Source organism: Parapedobacter sp. 2B3 (assembly GCF_041925275.1).
In the GTDB taxonomy this organism is placed as follows: domain Bacteria; phylum Bacteroidota; class Bacteroidia; order Sphingobacteriales; family Sphingobacteriaceae; genus Parapedobacter; species Parapedobacter pyrenivorans_A.
The window spans coordinates 143,066-168,766 of record NZ_JBHEUZ010000005.1 but is presented as its reverse complement, the minus strand read 5'-3'; the positions used below and the strand labels follow the sequence as shown (position 1 = coordinate 168,766).

Genomic DNA, 25,701 nt, shown 5'->3' with positions numbered 1-25,701 from the left:
TTGCGAATGCATTGATTCGATAGCGTTTGCAAACTTGTTTTCCAATGATTTACCGTTTTACTGTATCGAGATCCCAATCAACCATCCTACTCGGGTTTTTCTTGTTTGCCCTAATGCATCCTGCCATAACAAGGGCCCAGCTGGACGGCGCTAAGCATGCCATCTCCGTAAAAGCACAATACGGTGTGGACGTCAATTCGGACAACCCCAACCGGAAGGAAAACTACTTATATGGCCTGCATATCAGCTACGATAAAAATGTGGCACATAGTGGCAAGGAATGGGTACGTGTACTGAACGCGAAAAACGTGTCTTTCGGAGCTACATGGCACAACCTGAACGATATGGAAGAAGTTGTGGACGGCGTAGCGTATTCCGGAGGGCAGGCCTTCGGGGCATTGGCGGAGGTCGACCTGCAACTTTTGAAATTAGGTAATGCAAGGCTGCTGGTCACACCGGGCCTCGGTTTGGCGTACATCACGGAGAATATTTTTACGCAGCCAGCCACGTCAACCATTGGTAGCCACCTAAACTTGATGGTAACTGCAGAGGTAAGCGTTGAAGTTCCCGTGAGCCGGAGCACCAGCCTGGTGGCGGGCGGACATATCCAGCATTATTCCAATGGTGGTGTGGTGGTGCCGAATGGTGGTTGGAATACGGTTACGGGGTCTATTGGTATAAAGACAGCACTTGGCCGGGCACAAGCACTTACCGACGAACTTGAAAATTACCCCCACATAGAAGGCAACAGCGCCGAATTATGGTTTGGGGCCGGTGTGCGCGGGCGCTACCGCGATCGGCACGGGAAATTCTTCCGCTCGGGGGCGTATGCCGGCTACAATTTTTACCTCAACCGGGCAATCAGCCTCAAGGCAGGCTCACATATGGTCTACTACCATACCGTGTTTGACCCCGATCGGTTTGACGAGACCTTCCAATATTACGGGTCGTCGTTAGACCCAATCCGATGGGGCGTAGCTGCGGGCGCCGATTTCACGATGGGCCGTATGGTCATCAATGCCATGTATGGCAAGTACCTGCATTATCGCAACTACCACAACGTCAAATGGTATTGGGTAGCGGGCGCCCGGTATTACTTTACCCCTCACATTGGCATACAAACCACCCTGAACCTGCACGGCGTGCAGGCAGACTACGCAAATTGGGGGCTGATCCTGCGCATCTGATGTGCAGGAACGCAACAAGCTTGTTACATCCCCCTTGCGATTTCGCAATTGGAATTATTAAATTAGCCGCCCAATACCCGCCGAATCATGGGTGTCCAATCTCAATAAGATACAACAAGATGAACCCTACATGGTTAAAATAATTAGTAAGCACACAAGGCAATGATTATTTTAACCATTAAAGGCTCCATCTGACGACAAAGAACAAAAAATAAGCGGATGAAATTAAAGAAACAATTTTTAGCGGTGCTAGCGGTTGGCCTATTGGTGGGCCCTGTCTGCGCACAGGAACGCGTTGAACGGCCAAAATTGGTCGTTGGGCTGATGGTAGACCAGATGCGGTGGGACTACCTGTACCGGTTTTATGACCGCTATGGGGAAGGCGGGTTCAAGCGTTTGTTGGGTGAGGGCTTTTCCTGTGAGAACACCTATATACCCTACGTCCCTACCTATACCGCAATTGGCCACAGCACCGTATACACGGGCAGCGTACCTGCTATACACGGCATCGCAGGCAACGACTTCATTATCCAGCAAACGGGCCAGCGTATGTATTGCACGCAGGATGACGACGTGGACGGGGTAGGCACGGATTCAGATGCGGGTAAACAGTCGCCCCGCAACCTGTTGGCCTCCACCATCACCGACCAACTCAAACTCGCTACCAACTTTCGCTCGAAGGTGATCGGCATAGCCATCAAAGACCGGGGTGGTATCCTTCCCGCCGGGCATTTCGCGGATGCTGCCTATTGGTTCGAAGGCAATTCGGGCGACTGGGTATCGAGTAGTTTCTACATGCAGGAACTGCCAGATTGGGTAAAGCAGTTCAATACGCAGAAGTTGGCGGAGAAATACCTGCAGCAAGACTGGAATACGCTTTATCCCATCGATACGTATGTGCAAAGCATTGCCGACGACAATGCTTATGAGGCGACCTACCGGGGTGAGGAAGCCCCCGTATTCCCCAAGAAACTGGGAACCTTGGTTAAAGACAACGGTTTGGGTATGATACGCGCCACCCCGTTTGGCAATACGCTTACGCTGGATTTGGCAAAGGCCGCCATTAGCAATGAACAATTGGGGCACAATACGGACGGGGTTACGGATTTCCTGTGCGTAAGTCTGTCGTCTACCGACTATGTAGGCCACCAGTTTTCGGTCAATGCCATTGAGATCGAAGACACTTATTTGCGGCTCGATAAAGAATTGGAAGCATTTTTCAAGTACCTGGATAGCCAGGTAGGGGCAGGTGAATACACCTTGTTCATCACCGCCGATCACGGCGCTTCCCATAACCCCCTTTTTTTTATGGATAAACGCGGCAACGCCGGCTATTTTGACGAGCGGAATGCGCTTTCGGGACTTAATGAGTTGTTGGAAAAGGAATTTGGGCAAGAGAAGATTGTGCGTAGCCTGATGAACTACCAGGTACACCTCAACTACGAAACTATCCATGCCAATAACCTCGATGAAGACGATATTAAAGAGCGGGCCGTCAAGTTCCTACGTACATTGGAGGGCGTCGCGTTCGTAACCGATATGGAAAAGGCCAGCACATCCAGTATACCCGAACGCATAAGGGAACGTATTGTGAATGGATACAACCCCAAACGAAGCGGTTGCATCCAGGTTATTTTGGAGCCGCAGTGGTACAGTGGATCACCGCGCTCGCGGGGTACGACCCACGGCACTTGGGCGTCATATGATGCCCATATCCCTTTCGTGATGATGGGCTGGGGCATCAAACATGGCACTACCAACCGGGAGACACATATGACCGATATTGCACCAACCATTGCGGCGTTGCTCCATATCGAGGAACCGAATGGGAATATTGGCCAGCCTGTGCAAGAAGTATTGGGGCGCTAACATGGCCTAACGGTCAAACCGTGGCAACCCGGCTTTTTGCATGGGTTGCCATTGTTGTTTCAATCTTGATACTAAAAAAATTATCCGTACTTTTGTAGACCCCGAATCGGTATCTACGGGGCGATTTATGCATATGAATATAGCAACGCTCGATCCCAAAACCCACATCGTCATCAAAGGCGCACGTGTCCATAACCTCAAAGATGTGGACGTGGCTATCCCGAAAAACAAGCTGGTGGTTATCACTGGCATGTCGGGATCGGGTAAGTCGTCACTGGCTTTCGATACGCTGTATGCGGAAGGCCAACGTAGGTATGTGGAGAGTCTCTCGGCCTACGCCCGCCAGTTCATGGGCCGGATGAGCAAGCCGGAGGTCGATTATATCAAAGGCATTGCCCCTGCCATTGCTATCGAGCAACGTGTTATCACGAGCAACCCCCGCTCTACGGTGGGGACATCCACGGAAATATACGATTACCTGAAGCTCCTCTATGCCCGCATCGGGCGAACGTATTCACCCATATCGGGTGAGGAAGTGAAGAAAGATACCGTTACGTCGGTGACCAATTTCGTGACCGCCTTGCCGCAGGGCACCGCTGCAACCATCAGCACTCCCCTGCATCCTACCAATAACCGCAAGCTGAAAGAAGAGCTGGCCATCCTGCTGCAGAAAGGGTTTGTACGGGTTATCCATCAAGGGGCGTTGCAGAAGATCGAATCGTTGCTCGAAGATGCGGCCATTGAAAACAAGGCCACCAAAACGGATGACCTCCTTATCGTGATCGACCGGATTGCGGTAGATGGCGAGGAAGATACGGTGAATCGGATAGCGGATTCCGTGCAGACGGCATTTTTCGAAGGCAAGGGCGACTGCTATGTCGAAGAGAACGGGACGGTGCATACGTTTTCGGACCGGTTTGCGCTGGACGGCATCACATTTGAAGAGCCCATTCCCAACTTTTTCAGCTTCAATAATCCCTACGGTGCCTGCCAACGCTGTGAAGGATACGGGCGGGTCATCGGCATCGATCCGGACTTGGTGGTTCCCGATAAAAGCCGGTCCGTATACGATGGTGCCATCGCGCCTTGGCGCGGTGAAAAAATGGGCGAATGGCTACAGCAGCTTATCCGCAACTCTGCGAAGTTCGATTTTCCCATACATCGTGCTTATGCCGACCTCACTTCGGCGCAGAAAGAATTGCTATGGACGGGTAATAGCCATTTCCAGGGGCTGAACAAGTTTTTTATCGAACTGGAAGAGCAAACCTATAAAATCCAATACCGGGTGATGCTTTCCCGTTACCGGGGGAAGACCAACTGTCCGGAGTGCCACGGCACCCGCCTTCGCAAAGATGCGACGTACGTGAAGATAAACGGAAAATCCATCTCGGATGTTGTGTTGATGCCGTTGGACGTGGCCCTCGCGTTTTTCCAGCAACTCGAACTAAGCGAGAACGAAGCGAAGATTGCCAAACGGCTCCTTATGGAAATCAACAATCGCCTGCAGTTCCTTACGGACGTGGGGCTTAGCTACCTGACCCTGAACCGGCTATCGAACACGCTATCAGGGGGCGAATCACAACGTATCAACCTGGCGACGTCGCTAGGCAGTTCATTGGTGGGGTCTATCTACGTGCTGGATGAGCCAAGTATCGGACTACACCCCCGTGATACGCAACGCCTCATCGGTGTGTTGAAATCGTTGCGTAACGTAGGTAACACGGTGTTGGTAGTGGAGCATGAACAGGAGATGATGCAGGCGGCAGATTACCTAATCGACATCGGGCCCGAAGCCGGTGTAAACGGGGGACAGCTGGTTTTTGCCGGTGACTATGCCGACATTTTGCGTGATGAGAACAGCCTGACCGGCAGGTATCTAAGCGGAAGGGAACAGATTCCGGTGCCCGCCAATAGACGTAAGTGGCACGACGCGATTGCAATAAGAGGCGCGCGTGAGAATAACCTCCAAGGCATTGATGTTCGCTTCCCGCTCAATGTGTTTACCGTGGTAACCGGTGTTTCCGGATCGGGGAAGACCTCGCTCGTGAAGCGGATCCTTTACCCGGCATTGCAGAAGGCCCTGGGAAACTATTCGGGCGAGCAAACGGGGCTGTACGATGGGATCGATGGCGACATCCAGCGAATCGAGCAGGTTGAGTTGGTAGACCAAAATCCGATTGGGCGTTCATCGCGTTCCAACCCGGTAACCTACGTGAAGGCGTGGGACGAAATTCGTGCCCTCTACAGCGCGCAGTCCGCCGCAAAGGCGGCAGGATTGAAGCCAGCCGCCTTTTCGTTCAATGTAGAGGGGGGGCGCTGCGACGTGTGCCAGGGTGAAGGGGAGGTGAAGATCGAGATGCAATTTATGGCCGATATCGTGCTACCTTGTGAGGCATGTGGGGGCAAGCGGTTTAAACCGCATGTGCTGGACGTCACATGGAAAGAGAAGAACGTTTCGGATATCCTCGGCCTCAGCGTGGATGAGGCGTTGGCAATCTTTGCCGACCAGCCGAAAATCATGGCGAAGCTACAGCCGTTGGCTGACGTGGGGTTGGGTTACGTCAAACTAGGCCAATCATCGAGCACCTTGTCCGGCGGCGAGGCACAACGTATCAAGCTGGCATCGTTCCTCATCAAGGGAAACACCAATAAAAGCACCTTATTCATCTTTGACGAGCCCACCACCGGACTGCATTTCCACGACATCAAGAAGCTGTTGAAGTCGTTCGACGCGCTGATCGCCCAAGGGAACAGCATCCTGGTCATCGAGCACAATATGGACATGATCAAAAGCGCTGACTGGATTATTGATATTGGTCCTGAAGGCGGAGAAAAAGGCGGTGAATTGATCTTTGAAGGCACGCCGGAACAGATGGTTGCCAATGCCGATTCGCATACAGCCCGGTTTTTGAAAACATACATGGCCGACCGTCCCTAACCCATAGTTTAAATTATATGGTGATACCCATAAGAATAGGGTACGTTCTCGGCGACCAAAACACGAGACATTAGTAAAGACAGTTCTTTTTGTTGCAATTTTGTAGTAGGTTTGTAGTTCATTAGACAGTTATAAACTTATACTTACAAAATGTCTTCCGTTGATTCCTCGACTATCCGGCGTTTGATTGCCGGCGACGAAGTCGCCTTCGGCGGAGTCTATGATTTCCATAGCGGGCAAGTATACCAGTTGGCTTTCCGTTTTTTAAAAGACACGGCTTGGAGCGAGGAGATCGTACAAGATGTGTTTTTGAAACTGTGGCTAAATCGAGAGGGCTTGGACGAGCAAGGTAATATCTGGCTCTATTTGTATGTGTTAACCAAGCGGCTATGTCTAAACAAGTTAAGGGAAGTTCGCAAATCCGCGGTGTTGTTCGAGCAGCTGATGCGGAATATGGAAATCGCAGGCAATCTATCGGAAGAACAACTCATGGCCGATGAATTGGAACGTCATGCGCAGCGACTTATTTCGCGCCTTCCTAAGCAACAGCAACTGATATTTAAGCTAAGCAGGGAAGAAGGGCTTACACACAATGAAATTGCCCAGCGGCTCGGCCTTTCGCCCAATACCGTAAAAAACCACATGGTACAAGCGCTAAAAACCCTGAAAAGTACCCTCCAGCAATCCGGTTACAACTATGTATTGGCGTTGATTTTCCTAAGCCAAGTGGCATCGTAAAGTTTTTCCAAAAAAAACAACGGCCGCACTAGTCCTACCCCTGCCTTTTTGTGTTCTATATATGTAAGCGGCCCTTCGGGGCGCCCGATTATAACTAGATACATGGACAACACCCGTTTGCAACAGTTGCTGACGCACTATTTTGAGAACACCATCACCCGGGCGGATTGTGAGGAGTTATTGGCTTATTTGGATGAAGGGGGCCCATCGGTCATATCCGGTGCTATCGATCAAGTGCTGCAGGTGAGTCCTTCAAAAGCTTCGCCGTTTGATCTAGGTAGGAAGACCGACGTGTATAATCAGCTAATAGCTGAAATACACCAACGGCAAACGCCGGCCAACCAACCACCTCCACGTAAGTTAAGCATCGCCCCCTGGCTAAGGGTCGCGGCACTTCTGGTAGCCGTTACTTCAATCGGCATTTGGTTATACACTACCGGGGTAGCAGATTTCGATGCATCCGCCATCGTTTCTGAAACGGAAAATGACATTACGCTGCCCGAGTATAACGAGGCGACGCTCACCCTTGCAGATGGCCGTACCATTGTATTGAACGACTCGTCGGCTGGCATTTTAGCACAGGAGCTTGGCGTTGAGATCAGGAAGGCCGATGACGGGAGCATTTTTTATGAAGCGAAGCAAGCCGACGTCGCCGAAGGGCAACCCAGTTACAATACATTCAGCACGCCGAAGGGCAGCAGCTACCGCATTCTGCTGCCCGATGGTACGAAGGTGTGGCTGAATACGGCGTCGTCGATACGGTATCCAGTGGTTTTCACCGGTAATGAACGTAACGTGTCGCTCAGTGGGGAAGCCTATTTTGAGGTCGCTCCGGATGTTTCGAGGCCCTTCAAAGTAGAAGCGAACGGAAGCGTTATACAAGTGTTGGGTACGCACTTCAATGTTTCTGCATACGCTGATGAGCCGAGAACAACGACGACGTTGGTGGAAGGGGCGGTGAATGTTTCCAAGAATGGAAATACCGTTACATTGAAACCCAACCAGCAGGCCGTAGTGGATGGAGTGACAGGCGCCATTCGACAGTCAACAGCAGATGTATGGGCGGCGGTCGCGTGGAAAGACGGTTACTTCCGGTTTGACGAAGACCCCATCGAAGAGATTATCTATAAGATATCGCGTTGGTACGATATTGAAGCCGTTGAGTACCAAGGAGCGTTTAATGAGCGGTTCTCAGGTACGTTTCAGCGATCAAAAAATGTGGCGCAGCTCTTCAATCATCTGGAAAAACTCGCCCCCATACACGTTGAAATCAAGGAAAGGAGGGTGGTCATCATGAAGTAGCATTACGTATATGCAATGACCATAAAAAAGCCGGAAGCGTTCGCGGCGCACCCGGCGTAAAATGTTGGCATTGACCCAATTCAGTTAAGAAACAATCAGTTATTTACCAAACATTTTGTCAAATGTATAAAAATTCTATTGTATTTCGCCTTCCCCGGCGATATGTGTTCAAATTGTTGCTGACCATGAAACTTGTCACCTTATTGTTGACCGTGACGTTCCTACAGGCTGGGGCGATGGGCTATGCGCAGAAAGTGACTATCCATGTCCAGAAAGCATCCATTGCGAACGTGTTGGAACAGATCCAACGGCAAACCGGCTATGACTTCCTCTACAACAGTGCACACCTGCAGGGAACAAACGCTGTAGACCTGAATTTCAAGGATGCACCGCTGAACGAGGTGCTCGAAGCCTGCTTTTCCGGTCAACCACTTACCTATGAAATTGAAAACTCGACCGTGCTTGTACGGCGAAAACATGAAATGATAAAGCCGGTCGTTGAAGAGATACAGCAACGGGAAATCTCGGGCAAGGTTACGGACAACGAGGGCCAACCGTTGGAGGGGGTCACCGTTACGGTAAAAGACATGTCTATCGGCACCACCACAAATGTGGCGGGGCAATTCTCTTTACAGGTCCCGCCGGAAGCGACTACGTTGGTATTCACGCTAGTGGGATTCGATTTGCAAGAACGCCCCATTGGCAGTTCAAACACGCTCGTAGTTTCCTTGGTGCCCTCCCTCAGTGACCTCGATGAGGTCGTGGTCATCGGTTATGGGAGCGTAAAAAAGAGCGACGTAACCGGGGCTATCGGATCTGTCGATCGCGATGCCATCGTACGCACGGCCAACATACAGGCGGCCGGAGCCATACAAGGGCAGGTGGCCGGTGTTAATTTACTTAAAGTCAACGGAAAGCCCGGTGACGATTATAGCATCGAGGTGCGCGGACTGAGTTCCATCGGCAAGGGCAATGCGCCACTCGTAGTCATCGACGGGGTGATGGGCGGGGCGTTGAATTCATTGAATCCGGCTGATATCGAAAAAATTGATGTGTTAAAGGATGCTTCCGCGACAGCCATCTACGGTTCGCGTGGATCGAATGGGGTAATCATCGTGACCACCCGACAAGGCACGCCTGGGAAGAATCGGATTGCCTATGACGGCTATGTTGGCATGAAGACGCCCACCAACTTGCCGGATATGATGGACGGCCCTCAGTTTGTCGCGAATTTCAATGAGATTTTAAAAAATGGCGGTAATCGCTATTTCGATGAAAAGGAACAGCAAAACATCGCGAATGGAACGTACACGGACTGGATAGACCTGTTGCTTCAGAATGGCATGCAGTCGAGCCATAACGTGTCGCTTTCGGGGGGCGGTGAAAATTCGAGGCATTTCTTTTCTGCCGGTTACCTGAAGGAAGAGGGGAACGTTCCTGCCGAAGAGTTCAGCCGCTTTACGTTGAAGTCGAATATCGAGGGTAAAATAAACAGTTGGATCAATGCTGGTACGTCGACGTATGTTTCCTATGGGGTACAAGACCAAGGATCAAACGAGGCCCTGCGGAGTGCTTATCGGCTGCGGCCCACGGGCGATGCCTATGACGAGAACGGTGAGCTGCTTTTCTGGCCCACCACGAGTGACAGTCAAACCCCAAACGCTCTTTTCGATCCCCTGAACGTCAAAAATGAAACGAGAAATTTCCGGGTATTCGGCAACTTATTCGTAGAATTGAACCTATTGGATGGGCTGTCGTTCCGGTCGACCATTTCACCTTACTTCGCAAGTGTGCGCGACGGGAATTTTGCTGGCAAGTATTCAAAAGCGAATACGGGAACCCGGAACGGAAGCGGCGGATATAGTAACCAGCTGAATTTCTCCTACACACTAGACAATGTACTTTCTTACAATAAAACGGTCAACGCCCATTCCTTCAGTGGCGTACTGGCCAACAGTGTCGTGTCTAGCCGCGGCGAAGGTGCGGCACAAGACGTCTTGGATCTGCCGTACGATTCTTTTTGGTATAATACAGGATCTGCCGGCAATATCGAAGGGGTGTCTAGCTACCTGAGCGAATGGGCCTTGCTTTCTTATATGGGGAGGTTCAACTACTCCTTTAACGACAAGTACCAATTGACATTGACCGGAAGGGCGGATGGTTCTTCCAAGTTGGCGACGGGGCACCAATGGGCTTTCTTTCCTTCGGCGGCTATCGCGTGGCGGGTGAGTGAAGAGGATTTCCTTCGGGAGGCAAAAGCACTTTCCAACCTCAAGCTCCGTGTGAGCTACGGGGTGGTGGGCAATGACGCGGTGGCTCCCTACTCTACCCAGGCTTCGATTGCACAGACCCTATACGACTGGGGCGGCAATGCCGCAATTGGTTTTGCCCCCGGTGCCATTGCCAACAGAGCGTTGGGCTGGGAAAAAAGCAAGGAGGTCAACCTCGGCATCGATTTCGGGCTTTTCAAGAACCGGATTTCCGGGTCGGTGGATATTTATAGCAGGAAGACCGAGGACCTAATCCTTAGTCGGGCACTCCCCCAGCACACCGGTTTTGGCTCGATTACGGCCAATGTAGGCTCCACAGCCAATAGGGGGATAGAAGTGGCGCTCAATACCGTAAACATCCATAGTGGCAATTTCACATGGAAAACGACCCTTACATTTGCCAAAAACCATAACGAAATCGTCGAACTCTATGGCGACAATAAGGATGACCTCGGAAACCGGTGGTTCATCGGCCAACCCATACAAGTACATTACGCGGAAGTATTTGATGGGATTTGGCAACTCGACGAGGCTGAAGAGGCTGCAAAGTATGGTGCCGAACCCGGTCACGTAAAAGTAAAAGACCTGAATAACGATGGAAAGATTGATGCAGAGGATCAGCAGATTATCGGCAGTCCGCTCCCCAAGTGGATCGGTGGCATGACGAACACCTTTGCGTACAAAGGGATTGATTTCTCCTTCATGCTGTATTCACGGCAGGGATCCATGATTTACAGCCCGTTCCATCACTCCAATTTCGCAAGGGAATGGAACGGCCGGTACAACAAGCTCAACGTAGACTACTGGACGGAGACCAACCCTTCCAATGAGTGGCCTGCCCCTAACAATACCGGTGGCAGGGCACGAGAGGAGCTGAAGGCCTATGTAGACGCCTCATTCGTTCGTGTACAGAACATTACATTGGGGTATACGTTTTCGCCGAACATCCTGTCCCGGTTGAAGATGTCGGGCCTGCGGTTGTACCTGACGGCCAACAACCCGCTGATATTTACAGACTATGCGGGATTCGATCCCGAATGGAGTGGGCAAAATACATTCAATATGGGGGTAAGTTCAACGACCTATTTGTTTGGGGCAAACATATCTTTTTGACAACCCACTATTTAAAGAATAATTCAGACTCGGTACGCTTGCGTACCGAGCCGTCAAAGAAAAAACTATATGAAGGCGATTATAAAAAACGTACCCGGCATTGCATTGATGGCCTGGGTAATCTTAAGTACGGTTTCATGCAGTGGCTTGCTGGAGGAGGATCTCGTCTCAGCCCGCACCACCGACAATCACTATGTAGACGAACAAGGGTACGATGACCTGGTGAAATCTGCCTATAGCCCCTTGCGCGAAATCCATAAGCTCCGGGCATTGACGTTGCTGGGTACCGATGTCTTTACACAGCAAGGCGATCCGCTATTAGGGGGGCTATTCGGATTGAACGAATATTCGGCACAGGCCCTCAATCCCCAGGATGGAAATTCAGGAGTTTATTGGTTGTTTTTATACACTTCTATCGCACGCACCAATACCGCCATTGACCGTGCCCCGGGAGTAACGATGAATGAAGACACGAAAAAGATCAGGGTTTCTGAAGTGAAGTTCCTTAGGGCCCTTTATTATTTTTATCTGGTGCAGCAATTTGGCGACATCCCGTTGGTACTCAACGAAATTACAGAGGTGGTCACCAGCGCCGAACGGATGCCCGAAGAGCAAGTCTATGCACAGATTATCAGCGATCTGGAAGAGGCGATTCCGGTTTTACCGCCTTCGCAGGCAGACTATGGCCGGGTGACAAAAGGAGCGGCCCAACACCTGCTCGCCAAGGTGTACCTTACCCGGGGATACCGCGATTTTGCCGGATCCGATGATTTCGCAAAAGCAGCGAGCCTAGCTGCCGAGGTCATCAATTCGGACCAGTATCAATTGCTTGACACTTTCGGTGAGGTCTTCCGGCAGGGCAATGAAGAGAACAATGAAATTGTATTTGCGGTACAGTACAGCGCCAATACGGTCTTGAACGGCGATGGCAACGATGCCCACGCAATCTTTGGTCAGGGAGTGGATGGCTTGATCGGCATGGATCGGTCGAGCACCTATAACCGGCAACAACCGCACTATGTTCCCACAAGGTACCTAGCTAGCTTGTACGATACGGACATGGATACGCGCTATGACGTTACATTTCTCCGGGTTTTCTACGCCACCGTAGCCCAAGGCAACGTAAACGTGGGCGACACCGTCCTGTTCTTCCCGAAATGGGGCGAGCCTTGGACTTCCGAACGCATGGCAGCAGTGGACTACACCGTTGTTAACTACGACGAATATTACATGAACATAGCAAAGCAAAACCAATTTCCGCCCATATGGAAATTTTTCGAGGCCGGCTTACCGTATGGTGATGACAAGGGCACCCGCGACCTGTTTGTATTCCGGTTGGCCGAAACACACCTCATTGCCGCAGAGGCTTATCTCAAGGTCGGGAATGGCATCAAGGCCCTCGAACACATCAACGCGGTACGCCGTCGCGCCGGTGCGTCAGGGATGAAAGATGCGATGGAACTCTCCTCGGTAACCATCGACGACATTCTTGACGAGCGGGCGCGGGAGCTCTGCGGCGAAGAGCCCCGGTGGACCGAACTAAAACGGACGGGCAAGCTGATCGAACGGGTGAAACTGTACAATGAACGGGCGTCGGAAGCCAATACGATCGAGGATTTCCATTTGTTGCGGCCCATCCCCCTGTCACAGATTGAACGTTCATCGAACACCGTTCCGCAGAATCTGGGCTATTAGCACGTAGATAAAATCAATATACCCGTGCCGGCTTCGCCGGTTGGTGGGAACCCAATGGGTCCCACCAGCGGGCGAAGCTGTGTTTACCGTCGGGCAAGCCGACAAACTAAAATGGATGAATGATGCGATTAAAAATGGATGGATTTCTGGTTGGCTTAGTAAGTGTAATCTTTGTATGCTGCTGTCAACCCACGTTTGCCCAACAAGGGTGGCACGCGCTATTTAATGGCGAAAACCTGGATGGCTGGGAGAAGAAAAACGGTACGGCAACGTATGAAATACGTGATGGGGCCATTGCCGGTATCTCGCAGCTGAACACCCCCAATACGTTTCTCTGCACGAAAGAAACCTATTCGGACTTCATCCTCGAAATGGATGTCATGATCGATGCCGGCCTCAACTCCGGGATACAGATCCGGAGCCAGAGCCTTCCCGAAGTAGATAACGGTCGGGTGCACGGCTATCAAGTGGAGATCGATCCGGCGGAACGCGCGTGGAGCGGCGGTATTTACGACGAAGCCCGCCAAGGGTGGTTATATCCGCTCTCCATAAACGAGAAAGGCAGAAAAGCGTTTAAAAACGGCGAATGGAACCGCTACCATATCGAAGCCGTGGGCAACAACATCCGGACGTGGGTAAACGGCGTGCAGTGTGCCGATTTGGTCATCGATTTAACAGCCGAAGGGTTCATTGCCCTCCAGGTGCATGGCATCAAACAGAAAAGCCAAGAGGGACTCACGGTCAAATGGCGCAACATCCGGATCAAGACCGAAGGCCTCGCCGCCGAACGTTGGAAACCGGATAACGATGTGGAAGAAGTAAACTACCTCGTCAACCAGCTGACCGACCGCCAGATCAATGAGGGCTGGCGCTTGCTTTGGGACGGCAAAACCACGACAGGATGGCGACGGGCGAGTGCCAAGGATTTCCCTCCCACGGGATGGCAGATTGAAAATGGCCTGTTGAAGGTACTGCCTTCGGTAAAGGGGGACCGCGATAAGGGCGGCGATATTATTACCGATCGAGAATTTACTAATTTTGAGCTGGAATTGGATTTCCTGATCACCGAAGGGGGCAATAGCGGAATCAAATACCTGGTGGTTGAGGAACTCCGGGAGCAACGGCCGGGAACGGGCCTCGGTCCGGAATATCAAATCCTCGACGACGAACGGCATCCCGATGCCAAAAACGGCATCGACGGAAACCGCACGGCAGGATCGCTCTATGACCTCATCACAGCCGGAAACTTAAGTGAGCCGGGAAAAAGCAAGCGGATCAACAAGCCGGGAAAATGGAACAGGGCAAAGATTGTCGTAAACGGAAACCATGTGGAGCATTGGCTCAACCACATCAAAGTGGTGGAGTATGACCGCGGATCAGCAGCCTTCAAAGCCCTGGTCGTGAAAAGCAAGTTTCACGAAGTGCCTGATTTCGGGGAGGCACGATCCGGCCATATCCTCCTTCAGGATCACGGTGATTCAGCGTATTTCAGGAATATTAAAATCAAGGAACTTTAAATCTCATGAAAGCTACATCCCTCGTTACCCTTTCCCTTTTGGCTCTATGCTTGGCCTGCGGTAGTCCGAATAACGACGACCCATCGCTATACTACAAGGGTTCCGCTCCGGTTGACCTGGTGGAACCACTGGTAGACGCGGCCAATTCCCGGTGGTTCTTTTTCAACTCGGCAACACGGCCGTTTGGAATGGTCAACCTAAGCCCTGATATGGAAGTGGATGGCGATTGGGGAACCGGCTACCGGTATCACCGGGATACCATCCGCTGTTTTAGCCACGTACACGGCTGGCAGCTGTCGGGCATTCCCGTATTGCCTACAACGGGTCCTTTCCAGGGGCACCTAGGCCCGCATGTATACGGATCGGCCTACACGCACCAAACCGAAATCGTGCGGCCGGGCTACCACAAAATCGTGCTGGATGATTACGGGATTACGGCGGAGCTAACGTCCACCACACGGGTCGGATTCCACCGCTACACCTTTCCTGAATCACCGGAAAGCCACATCCTCTTTGATTTTACGACCGCATTGGGTCCCTCAAAGACCGACAGGGGTTATGCCCGGAAGGTCAATGACCGGGAAATCGAGGGCTATGCCGTCATGGGGGCCACCGTACGCCGCCCTAAACCGATAACCGTATACTTTGCGGCTCAGGTCGACAAGCCTTTCCAACAATTTTCGGGCTGGCAGAACGGGGAACTCATAAACGGAATCGACGAAGTGGATGGCGAACACACTGGTATTTTTATCAGCTTTCCGACCACGCAAAACGAGGAGGTGAAGATGAAAGTCGCCATCTCCTACGTTAGCGTGGAGCAAGCACGGATCAATCTCGACGCCGAGCTGTCCCATTGGGACTTTGACCGGGTGGTCCGTGAATCGAGGAACGAATGGAACGAATGGCTCAGCCGGGTCGAAATTGATGGGGGGACAACCGAAGAACGCCAACGGTTTTATACCGATCTGTGGCATGCCTTGCAGGGGCGGCGGATCATTAGCGACGTGAACGGCAAATATTGTGACATGACCGGCGATACGCCACGGATCGGCCAGATACCGCTCGATGGAAGCGGTAAGCCCAAATTCAACCACCACAATTCGGATTCCTTTTGGGGTGCCCAATGGACCATCAACACGTTGTGGCACTTGGTCTATCCGGAAGTCACCCAGTCGTTCGTCAACTCGATGCTGCTCATGTATGACGATGGCGGATTGATTCCCCGCGGACCAGCCGGAGGCAATTATACGTTCGTGATGACCGGCGCCTCATCCACGCCGTTCATCGTTAGCGCGTATCAGAAAGGCATCCGCGATTTTGACGTGGAAAAAGCGTACGAAGGCCTTCGGAAAAACCACCTGCCGGGCGGGTTGATGAGTAAAGCGGGTTACGAACACCATACGTTCAAAGGTGGCGGCATCGAGCAATACATCGAGAAAGGCTATGTGCCCCATCCACTTAGCGACACCCGGTATGGATTTCATCAAAACGGGGCGGCGCAGACTTTGGAATACGCTTACCAGGACTTCGCCTTGTCGCAATTGGCGCATGCGCTGGGCAAGACGGACGACGAGCAGGTATTCCGCCGCCGGGCCGAAAACTACGGGAACCTATGGAACGACCAATTGGGCTGGATGTGGGTAAAAGACAGCACCGGCCAATGGCGGTCGCCCGCCAATGTACTGACGTATGAAAACGGGTGGGTAGAAGGCAATGCTGCGCAATACACGTGGTTTGTCCCCCACGACGTTGCCGGACTGATCAACCTGATGGGCGGTACCGATACGTTTAGCGGAAAGCTCGACAGCGTATTCCAGGTGGCCCAATCCCATCATTTCACGTCGGGCAAATCCCATTCCGTGGAGACACAAGCCCAGAACCGGGAGGTTTACATCAACTATGGCAACCAGCCCAGTATACACACGGCTTTCTTATTCAATTACGCAGGAGCTCCCTACCTTACCCAATATTGGACCCGGCAGGTCATCAAGGAGGTTTACAGCGGCGTATCTCCTGACTATGGGTACAGTGGCGATGAAGACCAAGGGCTGATGGGCGCGTTGGCCGTACTGTTCAAGATCGGACTGTTTGCCACCGACGGTGGCGTGTCGACCACACCGGTATACGAGATTGGCAGCCCCATATTCGACAAAATAACGCTCCACCTCAATTCAGCATATTACCCCGGCAAGACATTCGTTATCGAAGCTAGCCACAATGGCCCTGAAAACAGTTACATCCAATCTGCGACGTTAAATGGCAAGCCGTTGGATCGGGTGTGGATACCCCATGACACGGTGGTAAACGGCGGTGTACTGCGGCTGGATATGGGGAGCGAACCCAACAAGCAATTCGGTGCATCGCCCGAACAGGCACCACCCTCGATGTCCAAGCGTGAAGCCAGCGAATAAAACGGAGGTGACGATGCGAAAGATCTGCTATCCGGTTCTCTTCCTTGCTATGCTAGCATTGACGGCTTCGTTGGATACGTACGCACAGCATCAACCGAACATCGTGGTTTTCCTTTCGGATGATCACGGGCAGGAAGATGCGGGATGCTATGGAAACACCGAAGTGATAACGCCCGCAATTGACCAGCTGGCACGGGAAGGCATGGTATTTACCCGGGCCTATACCCCGGTTTCGGTATGTGCGCCATCGCGTTCGGCATTGTTTACTGGCTTATACCCCCACCGTAACGGGTGCTCCCGCAACCACGGATCGGTATTCGAGGGTATCAAGTCACTGCCCCATTACTTCTCCGCCGCCGGATACGATGTGATATTGGCTGGAAAAGAACATATCAAGCCAAAAGGAGCGTTTCCATTCACGTATATGGAGCGCCACCAAATTCCGGCTTACCTAAGGGGCAAGCACACGCAGCCATTCTGTCTGATCGTATCGCTAAATGCACCCCATCAGCCTTATTTTAACCTCAAAGGGGGCCAGGGTAACATCACCCCAAAGCGATGGCTGCCCAATACGCCGGAAACCAGGCAATATACGGCGGCTTACTATGACCACGTGACATTGGCCGATCAGGAAATCGGATCCGTACTGTATTGGCTAGAGCGGCTGGGTCTCAATGAAAACAGTATCCAGCTGTACCTCAGCGATCACGGCCCCGCCTTCCCATTCGCCAAGTGGACGCTTTACGAACAGGGGATACGCATCCCGCTCATCGTCAAGTGGCCCGGTGTGGTGCAACCGGGCACCAAAACGGATGCCCTTGTGAGCATGGTCGATATCCTGCCGACGTTGCTAGATATGGTGGGCATCGCCGCTCCCGAAGCACTTGACGGACGGAGCATTACGCCGGTACTGAAACAGCGGACAACGGCCGTAAATGATCGGATATACGGTTGCTATACGAATCTGGGTGTACAGGGCGCCAATGAATACCCCATACGGACGGTAATAACCGATCGCTACAAGCTGATTGTAAACCTGCGTTCAACCCATCGCTTTTCGCTGAAGGCGATGGACGAGCCGGACAAGCGGGCGGTCATCGATGCGAAGCGGGTGCTTGATTCTTGGCTGACAAGTGGCGACGCCGATGCCATCCATCGTGTCCAACACTACCGGAGCCGTCCGCCTATCGAATTGTACAACCTAGCGGAAGATCCCTATGAGCGGGTCAACCAGGTGCATGATGAAGCACTGGACGGCACCGTAATGGAAATGTATCAAGCGTTGACGGATTGGATGAAAGCGCAAAACGATCCACTACTGGATGAAATGGAAGCAATTAAAACACAACTACGCAACAAATGACCCGGAAAGAATTTATATACAAAACCTCGGCTGGCTTTACCGCGATACTGACAATGCCTAGCGTTTGGGCCCTCCAGATTCCAAAGGGCGAAGACGGCTGGATGCCGTTTGATTTCCGTTCCTTCCGGAGGGGGCAGACCGCGGCACCGGTTATGCAGGTAACGCCGGATGACGGGTTTTACCTGCATACTTTTTACGATGTGTGCCCCTGGAGCCCATCCGGACGATACCTCACGATAACAAAGCTCCCGTATCAACGGAAAAAACCTCAATGGGGTGATACAGCCGCCGTCTGCGTAGTCGATCTGGAAAAACAAGCGATACGCACGGTTTATCAGACCAAGGCTTGGTCTTTTCAGGTGGGCGCCAATGTGCAGTGGGGGCACACGACCGATCGGTATCTGTATACCAACGACCTCATCGACGGTATCCCGGTATGTGTACGAATCGATCTGATCACCGGCGACGTCAACGCCTACGCGGGGCCCAAATACGATATCGCGCCGGATGATAAATCAGTGATCAGCCCGAATCTCCTGAACATGAACATCCACCAATACGGCTATGCCGTGCCCGACCCTCCTCCCGGCAAGCCCCAGCCCTTCCGGCCGGACAACATGTCCCATGAAGGGTTGTGGAAAACCGACCTGGAACGGAACGAGACGATGCTGCTGGCCTCCATCGATCAATTTTTCAACACGGTGGCCGAAAGTGACAGCAGGCGGTACCGGGGCAGTATCGGATACCTCTTCCACTCCAAATTCAACCGGCAGAATACCCGTATTTTGCAAGTTTTCCGTGCGCAGGTAGATGGCGAGGGCCGCAACGCCTCTTTGTTTACTTTGGACCCCCACGGAAACGAACTGACCCAGTGCCTGTCGGCCCAAAAGTGGAACCAGCGTGCGCGGTTGGGGGGTTCGGGCAATCACCCCAACTGGCATCCCGATGGTGAACGGGTGATTATGAACTGTATCCCGACCTGGTTGGGCTATCAAGACATGCTGTTTTGCACCTTTGATTATAAAGGGGACAACTTTACCGTACTCTCCGAAAAACACCTCGGCAGCGGCCACCCTACCATGCACCCCGGTTCGCGGTACCTGCTCGCGGATGCATACCCCAAACAAACCTATGTGGTGCCCGAGAGTGGGGAAATCCCCCTTCGGCTCATTGACCTGAAATACGACACCGAAACGATTATCTGTACCCTACCGACCGATGTGGGCGGCGGACGCAACCAATATTTGCCGCAGGACCGCATAACCGGCGGAAGCCACCATAAGCTGGACCCTCACCCCACCTGGAACCGGGACTATACCCAGATCTGCTTCAACGGAGCTCCCGGAGGAAATAGACAGGTGTTTATTGCTGACATTCATACGTTATTACCATGATTAGATTGATTATTACCCTATTACTTTTTAGTACCGCAATACAAACCGTCAGTGCACAGGATGGCTGGCAAAAAGACAACATACTCAACCTTATGAACAAAACGGCACGGTGGCAGATGCAGCAACCGGCCAAATATCCGAAGCTTGACTGGCACGAAGGAACGTGGTACGCGGGTTTGATGGCGCTCTATGATACCACGCACGACTCCATTTATAGCGATTACCTTTGCCATATCGCTTCCGGACATCAATGGCAGGGGATGCAGGATATCTATGATGCCGATCGCTTGATGGTGGTACAGACTTACCTGGACCTCTTCCGGCACCAGCCCGATAGCCAACGTATCCAGCACAGTAAATGGATGATGGATGCGCACCTCGCCCGGAGGCCCAAAGCCGATGTGCAGTTTACGGACAATCCCTACCGCAGGGAGTGGTGGTCGTGGTGCGATGCGCTTTTCATGGCTCCGCCTGCCTTTGCAAAGTACTACCGGTTAACGGGGGATGAAAAATACCTCGACTACCTCACCGAACATTGGTGGAAAACATCGGAATACCTCTATGCCCAACCGGAAAACCTCTTTTACCGAGACGACCGGTTCTTCGACACCAAAAGCCCCAATGGTACGAAAGTTTTTTGGAGCCGGGGCAATGGCTGGGTGTTGGCCGCAATCGCGCGGATATGCGATGAGTTGCCTGCCGGTTTCGAAGGACGCCCCCGATTCGAAAAGCAATTTGTGGAGATGGCCGCGGCCATCCGTGCGCGCCAGGGAGCCGACGGCCTCTGGCGCGCAAACCTGCTGGACTACGATGCATTCCCGGAGCCGGAGTGCAGCAGCACGGCACTCTTTTGCTATGCCCTTGCCTGGGGGATCCGCACCGGCCTACTCGACGCCGACACCTACGTCCCCGTAGTGAAGAAGGCTTGGGCCGGGCTGAGCAGCCACGTCAACGCGGAAGGACGGCTGGGTTTTGTGCAGCCGCCGGGCATTGAGCCCAAGGCATTTTCCGAAGAAAACTGGGAATCATACGGAACGGGCGCTTTTTTACTGGCGGGATGTGAGATCCTCCGGCTGCTTGAAGCACCCAGTCCCGCGATGACCTACGAGAAAGGGGAACTGCTTTACGAAAATAAGCTGGCAGACTCGGCCGCGGTCCGCGGATGGGTGATGGAAGGGCCGGGCAAGCTGGAATTTAAAAACGGCTGGATGGAACTCTATGCCGAACAACAGCAATGGCACCACGTACTTTGGTGCCCCGAAACCTTTCCGGCTAGTTTCATCGCCGAATGGGAGGTGCAGAACCTGTATCCTGAAGCCGGCCTGTTGATTACCTTCTTTGCAGCAGCCGGAAGAAACGGCGAAGACCTCTTCGACCCCGCTCTTCCTCCGCGCGAGGGCACATTCAAGTATTACACAAAAGATCAGATCAACAGCTACCACATCTCTTACTACGCCAACAATCCCAAGAACCCCACGCGCGAATTTGCCCACCTACGCAAGAACAGCGGCTTCGCATTGGTACAAACCGGTCCGGAGGGCATCCCAAAGACATCCCCTGCCGTTCACCGCGTCAAGCTGGTCAAGGACCAAAGCCGTATCTGTTTTTTTATCGATGGCCGTAAAATCATTGACTGGATAGACGGCGGGGGCACCCACGGGCCAGTCCTGGGTGCTGGCAAAATCGGCTTCCGCCAGATGCAATGGTCACACTTCCGCTACCGGGACTTCCGGGTTTGGCAACTCACCCATCAAAACCGTACACAGCATGACTCGTAAGATAACAATGCTTTTACTGGCTGGCGTAGCCGCAATTATCCTCGTCCAATGCGGTACACCGCGCACGCAGCCGACATCGTATCCCGATGCGGTCTACGCGCGATACCTTTCGGCCGCCGAGCCGACGGCCGGTATTGCGGCACAATTCAATACGCCTATCCTCCGCTGGCCCGCGGAAAAGGAAAAAACAGCACATTACGATGTCCGCCTATCCCGGGATTCACTGTTCGGGAGTGACGAGACGCTGCACCGGGAAAACATTCCGTGGGCACTGTTCAATCCGCACCAGCGTCTTGCCGAGGGAACTTGGTACTGGCAGTACCGGCTATCCGGCGGAACTTGGTCTGCATTGCAGACGTTCCAGGTCACGCCGAAGGCCATCACTCTGGTGTCGCCGCCCGTAGACCGGTTCCTCGCTGGTATACCCACACATCATCCGCGATTGCTTGCAGATGGATCCGATACGACCCGCATCCGGTCCCTCCCCATGAATAGTGATGTGCAGGCCATCATCCACGAGGCAGAGATGGTCCTGAAGCGCAACATCATTACAGAGCAGCGCGGCTTGCCGAATAGGCAGCTCAATGACGCAGAGCAGAACCGCAAGCTAGCGCAGGACGCCAGTAAGAAATTGGGCGATTTTGCTTATGGAGCCACGCTGCCGCTCTGTCAAGCCTACTTGCTCACAGGCGACAACCGGTATCGCCTCCACGCGATACGCATTGCCAAGGAAGTTGCCACCTGGGATCCCCAAGGGATATCCCAGATCAGTGATTTCGGCAATGCACGCTGTATGCTCGCCCTCGCGCTCGTATTCGATACCTTTCAGGCTTCGCTTACCGCCGCAGAGAGGTCCGCGATGATTCGGCCAATCGCCGAACGTGCCGTCGGCTTTTACACCAGTTGGCGGAACGATGTCGAAGCAAAAATATTAAGTGGCCATGTATGGCAGCACATCCTGCATTATTTTTTTCAGACCGGCATTGCCGTGTATGGGGAAATTCCCGAAGCTGCCGAATGGATTGAATATGCCTATGAACTGTTCCTTGCCCGCGCACCGGTACTTGGTGGGGTGGATGGTGGTTGGATTGAAGGGGCGTCGTATTTTCGGATGAATATGGCGACACTGATCGATATCCCGCTAACGATTAAGCAATACACGGGGTTTGATTTTATCAATGCGCACCCCTGGTATACGAATACCGTCGACTGGCTACTATACCACGTACCCCCCGGATCTTCGGCGGATGGGTTTGGAGACAACACGGAGGAAATCTTTTCACCGGGCGTGGCGTATATCGCTTATGCGGATATGCTCGCCAGACTGACTGGAAACCCCAAAGCCGCAGGGTATGTGGAAATGTGCCGGCAATACGAAAACCTGGATATCACTGCCGATCGGTCCCTGCGGTGGATCCGGCTGGCCCGGACGGAAGATAGGGATATCCCTAGCTTGGCTTCGGTGGAGCTGGAAACCGGAAAGATCTTCCGGGAAATCGGTCTGGCGGCATTGCACTCCAATCCTGGCAATACCCCTGAAAACCTCGTGGTGGCCATGCGGTCGAGCCCCTTCGGTTCGTACGGACACTTCCTTTCGGATCAAAATGCGTTCAACATCCTGTACGGCGGTAAACGTGCGTTCTTCCGCACGGGCTATAAGGTAACGATGAAGGACCCACATCGCACGGGCTGGTATCAGCACACCAAGAGCAATAACAGTGTGTTGATTGACGGTGCCGGCCAACCCTATAGTGTGGAAGCGTACGGCTGGATGCCGCGGTTCCTGCAAGGGGAAGACATGGCCTATGTGATGGGGGATGCATCCGCTGCCTACAGCAGTGCCGAAACCGGCGAAGACTACGGGCTGAAAAAGTTTCATCGGCATCTGCTCTTGCTTAAACCCGACATCATCGTGGTGTATGACGAATTGGAGGCTGACCATCCGGCAAGTTGGTCGTGGCTGCTCCATAGCATGGCCGAAATCCACATCGATACCGTAGCCAATCGCTTTTCATCCCACTTCGACGGATTCTCGGGCGCAGGTAAATTATGGACACCTTCGGCGGTGTCTTGGAGTTTGGCGGATACGTTTGAAGTACGTGCAGAAAATTGGCGCGGCAGCCGGAACCCCCAGGGAGAGCTGAAGCGCTATGACGATGGGCAATGGCACCTCAAGGCAATCAATGTTTCCAAGGTCCGTTCCACCCGTTTCCTCGCGATCTTTCAGGTGGGCCCTTCGGTTAACATCGAAGCAGCCGAAGAGATGTACCAAGACGGCGTTTTGAGCATTTCGTTAGGCGACTGGGACATCCGTGCGCAATTGGATACGGCACATTCACCGGGTTTATCCGTCACGAACCGTTCGGGCACAACCGCCTTTTCTACGCACGCCGCACAGATTTCGCTGGCCGGAAAGACCTTTGGCCAACAGGAGGACAGCGCCAAACTCGCCGAAAAGCTCAGTAATCATATCCGATATGTGGAGGCTTCGGATGAGTTGCCGTACGCCATCCAGCAACGTTTACTAATCGGCAGCAAAAACAAGAAAAAATGAACAAGTTACTCATATGCAACCTACTGATCGGATGTCTGTTCGTTTGGGGTAGCTGTACCCGGCAGACCGAGAAAACGAAGCCCCAGCGTCCCCCAAATATCCTGTTTGCCATCGCCGACGACCAATCTTATCCGCATGCTTCGGCCTATGGCATGCGGCAGTTTAAAACGCCGGCGTTTGACAGCGTGGCAGCACATGGCGTCCTGTTCAGCAATGCATTTGTTGCCGCACCCCAATGCAGCCCTTCCAGAGCGGCCATCCTTACCGGCCGCAACATCTGGCAATTGGAAGAAGCGGGCACACACAGCAGCTATTTCCCCAAGAAATTTCCGGTATTCACCGATGCACTGGTATCGGCCGGCTATGCTACCGGCTATACCGGCAAGGCTTGGGGACCCGGCAACTGGCGCGATGCCGGGTGGAAGCAGAATCCCGTAGGCCCCGAATATAACAACGAAAAATATACCAGCCTACCCACCAACGGGATCAATCCCACAAACTACGCCGCCAATTTCGAACGCTTCCTGGAGGAAAAGCCCGATGGACAGCCTTTCTTCTTTTGGTTTGGCTGCCATGAGCCGCATAGGGTATACGAATACGGATCGGGCCTTCGCCAGGGGTTGGACTCGGCCGGAATGGATGTCCCCCCGTTCCTGCCCGACCACGATACAACGCGGACCGACTTATTGGACTATGCGTTGGAAATCAACTGGTTTGACCAGCACCTGCAAAAAATGCTCGACCTGCTGGAACGTATGGGCGAACTGGAAAATACGATCATCATTGTCACGGCCGACAACGGCATGGCGTTCCCCCATGCAAAGGCCAGCCTGCATGAGTATGGCATCCACGTGCCCCTAGCTATTTGCGGTCCGGGCATTAACAAACAACGCCCGATGGATGCGCCGGTGAGCCTCATCGACCTGGCACCCACCATCCTCGATTGGGCCGCCGCGGAGCCCCTGCCTGCCATCGCCGGGAAAAGTCTTATCCCCCTAGTGCAAGGCGATGTACCCGATACGACCAACCGGTATATACTAACCGGAAGGGAGCGGCATACCCATGCCCGGCCGGACAATCTCGGTTATCCCGCACGCGCCATCCGTACCGCCGATTACCTGTACATACGCAACTTTAAACCCGATCGGTGGCCCATGGGCGATCCGCCGCCGGCTCATCCCGGCGATGACCTGACCGGTACGGGCATGAAACCGATCGTATCGGGCTTCGAGGATATCGACGACTCGCCCACCAAAGAGTTCCTACTTGCCAACCGCTACCGGTGGCCGGCGCAATATGGCTTGGCTACTGCCAAGCAGGCCGCCGAAGAATTGTATGCCATCCGCGAAGACCCGGCCTGCGTGTCAAACCTGGCAACGGATAGCCGCTATGCCGATGTACTGGCTGGGCTCCGTGCCCAACTCGAACAGCTGCTGACCCAGCAGGGAGATCCCCGGATGGTTTCGGGGAGCGATGTATTTGACAGCTATCCGCGGTTCGGCAGGATGCGCCCGTTCCCGGGTTTCCGTGAACAGGGGGCGTATAACCCGGCTTATCAAAATAGGGAATAAC

14 protein-coding genes are annotated in these 25,701 nt (G+C 53.0%); all 14 read left to right on the top strand.

The genetic code is table 11. The annotated features are described in order from the left end of the window. Positions 1 to 113: 113 nt before the first annotated feature. The 14 genes from ACEVG1_RS07865 to ACEVG1_RS07800 all read left to right on the top strand — a co-directional run bounded on the left by ACEVG1_RS07865 (position 114) and on the right by ACEVG1_RS07800 (position 25,700). Positions 114 to 1,187, top strand: coding sequence for an acyloxyacyl hydrolase (locus tag ACEVG1_RS07865; protein WP_374743081.1), 1,074 nt, complete (start codon positions 114 to 116; stop codon positions 1,185 to 1,187). A gap of 219 nt (positions 1,188 to 1,406) precedes the next feature. Beyond that, positions 1,407 to 3,056, top strand: coding sequence for an alkaline phosphatase PafA (gene pafA / locus ACEVG1_RS07860; protein WP_374743080.1), 1,650 nt, complete (start codon positions 1,407 to 1,409; stop codon positions 3,054 to 3,056). Positions 3,057 to 3,189: 133 nt separating this feature from the next. After that, the gene (gene uvrA, locus ACEVG1_RS07855) at positions 3,190 to 5,994 is read left to right on the top strand and encodes an excinuclease ABC subunit UvrA (RefSeq protein ID WP_374743079.1); all 2,805 of its coding nucleotides are present in this window, start codon (positions 3,190 to 3,192) and stop codon (positions 5,992 to 5,994) included. 150 nt (positions 5,995 to 6,144) lie between these two features. Further along, positions 6,145 to 6,732: an RNA polymerase sigma-70 factor gene (locus ACEVG1_RS07850; protein ID WP_374743078.1), complete on the top strand. Its 588-nt coding sequence runs from the start codon at positions 6,145 to 6,147 to the stop codon at positions 6,730 to 6,732. Between the two features lie 102 nt (positions 6,733 to 6,834). Next, positions 6,835 to 8,034 (top strand): FecR family protein, encoded by a 1,200-nt coding sequence (locus ACEVG1_RS07845; protein WP_374743076.1) that lies wholly within the window; start codon positions 6,835 to 6,837, stop codon positions 8,032 to 8,034. A gap of 185 nt (positions 8,035 to 8,219) precedes the next feature. After that, a complete protein-coding gene (locus tag ACEVG1_RS07840; RefSeq protein ID WP_374743075.1) occupies positions 8,220 to 11,417 on the top strand; it encodes a TonB-dependent receptor in 3,198 nt (1,065 codons plus the stop codon). A gap of 69 nt (positions 11,418 to 11,486) precedes the next feature. After that, on the top strand, positions 11,487 to 13,112 hold the full coding sequence (locus ACEVG1_RS07835; protein WP_374743074.1) for a RagB/SusD family nutrient uptake outer membrane protein: 1,626 nt from the start codon (positions 11,487 to 11,489) through the stop codon (positions 13,110 to 13,112). Positions 13,113 to 13,231: 119 nt separating this feature from the next. After that, positions 13,232 to 14,629 carry a DUF1080 domain-containing protein gene (locus tag ACEVG1_RS07830; protein WP_374743073.1) on the top strand — a complete coding sequence of 466 codons (1,398 nt, stop codon included), beginning with the start codon at positions 13,232 to 13,234 and terminating at the stop codon, positions 14,627 to 14,629. A 5-nt stretch (positions 14,630 to 14,634) separates the two neighbouring features. After that, a complete protein-coding gene (locus ACEVG1_RS07825) occupies positions 14,635 to 17,040 on the top strand; it encodes a GH92 family glycosyl hydrolase (protein WP_374743072.1) in 2,406 nt (801 codons plus the stop codon). Positions 17,041 to 17,053: 13 nt separating this feature from the next. Beyond that, positions 17,054 to 18,403 (top strand): sulfatase, encoded by a 1,350-nt coding sequence (locus ACEVG1_RS07820; protein ID WP_374743071.1) that lies wholly within the window; start codon positions 17,054 to 17,056, stop codon positions 18,401 to 18,403. Continuing rightward, positions 18,400 to 19,797, top strand: a complete 1,398-nt coding sequence (locus ACEVG1_RS07815; RefSeq protein ID WP_374743070.1) for a hypothetical protein — start codon at positions 18,400 to 18,402, stop codon at positions 19,795 to 19,797. The genes ACEVG1_RS07820 and ACEVG1_RS07815 overlap by 4 nt, the downstream gene beginning before the upstream one ends. Beyond that, on the top strand, positions 19,794 to 21,575 hold the full coding sequence (locus ACEVG1_RS07810; protein ID WP_374743069.1) for a DUF1961 family protein: 1,782 nt from the start codon (positions 19,794 to 19,796) through the stop codon (positions 21,573 to 21,575). The genes ACEVG1_RS07815 and ACEVG1_RS07810 overlap by 4 nt, the downstream gene beginning before the upstream one ends. Then, positions 21,565 to 24,129, top strand: coding sequence for a DUF4962 domain-containing protein (locus tag ACEVG1_RS07805; protein ID WP_374743068.1), 2,565 nt, complete (start codon positions 21,565 to 21,567; stop codon positions 24,127 to 24,129). Before ACEVG1_RS07810 ends, ACEVG1_RS07805 begins: the two co-directional genes overlap by 11 nt. Continuing rightward, positions 24,126 to 25,700, top strand: coding sequence for a sulfatase (locus ACEVG1_RS07800; RefSeq protein WP_374743067.1), 1,575 nt, complete (start codon positions 24,126 to 24,128; stop codon positions 25,698 to 25,700). The genes ACEVG1_RS07805 and ACEVG1_RS07800 overlap by 4 nt, the downstream gene beginning before the upstream one ends. Position 25,701 lies beyond the last annotated feature (1 nt).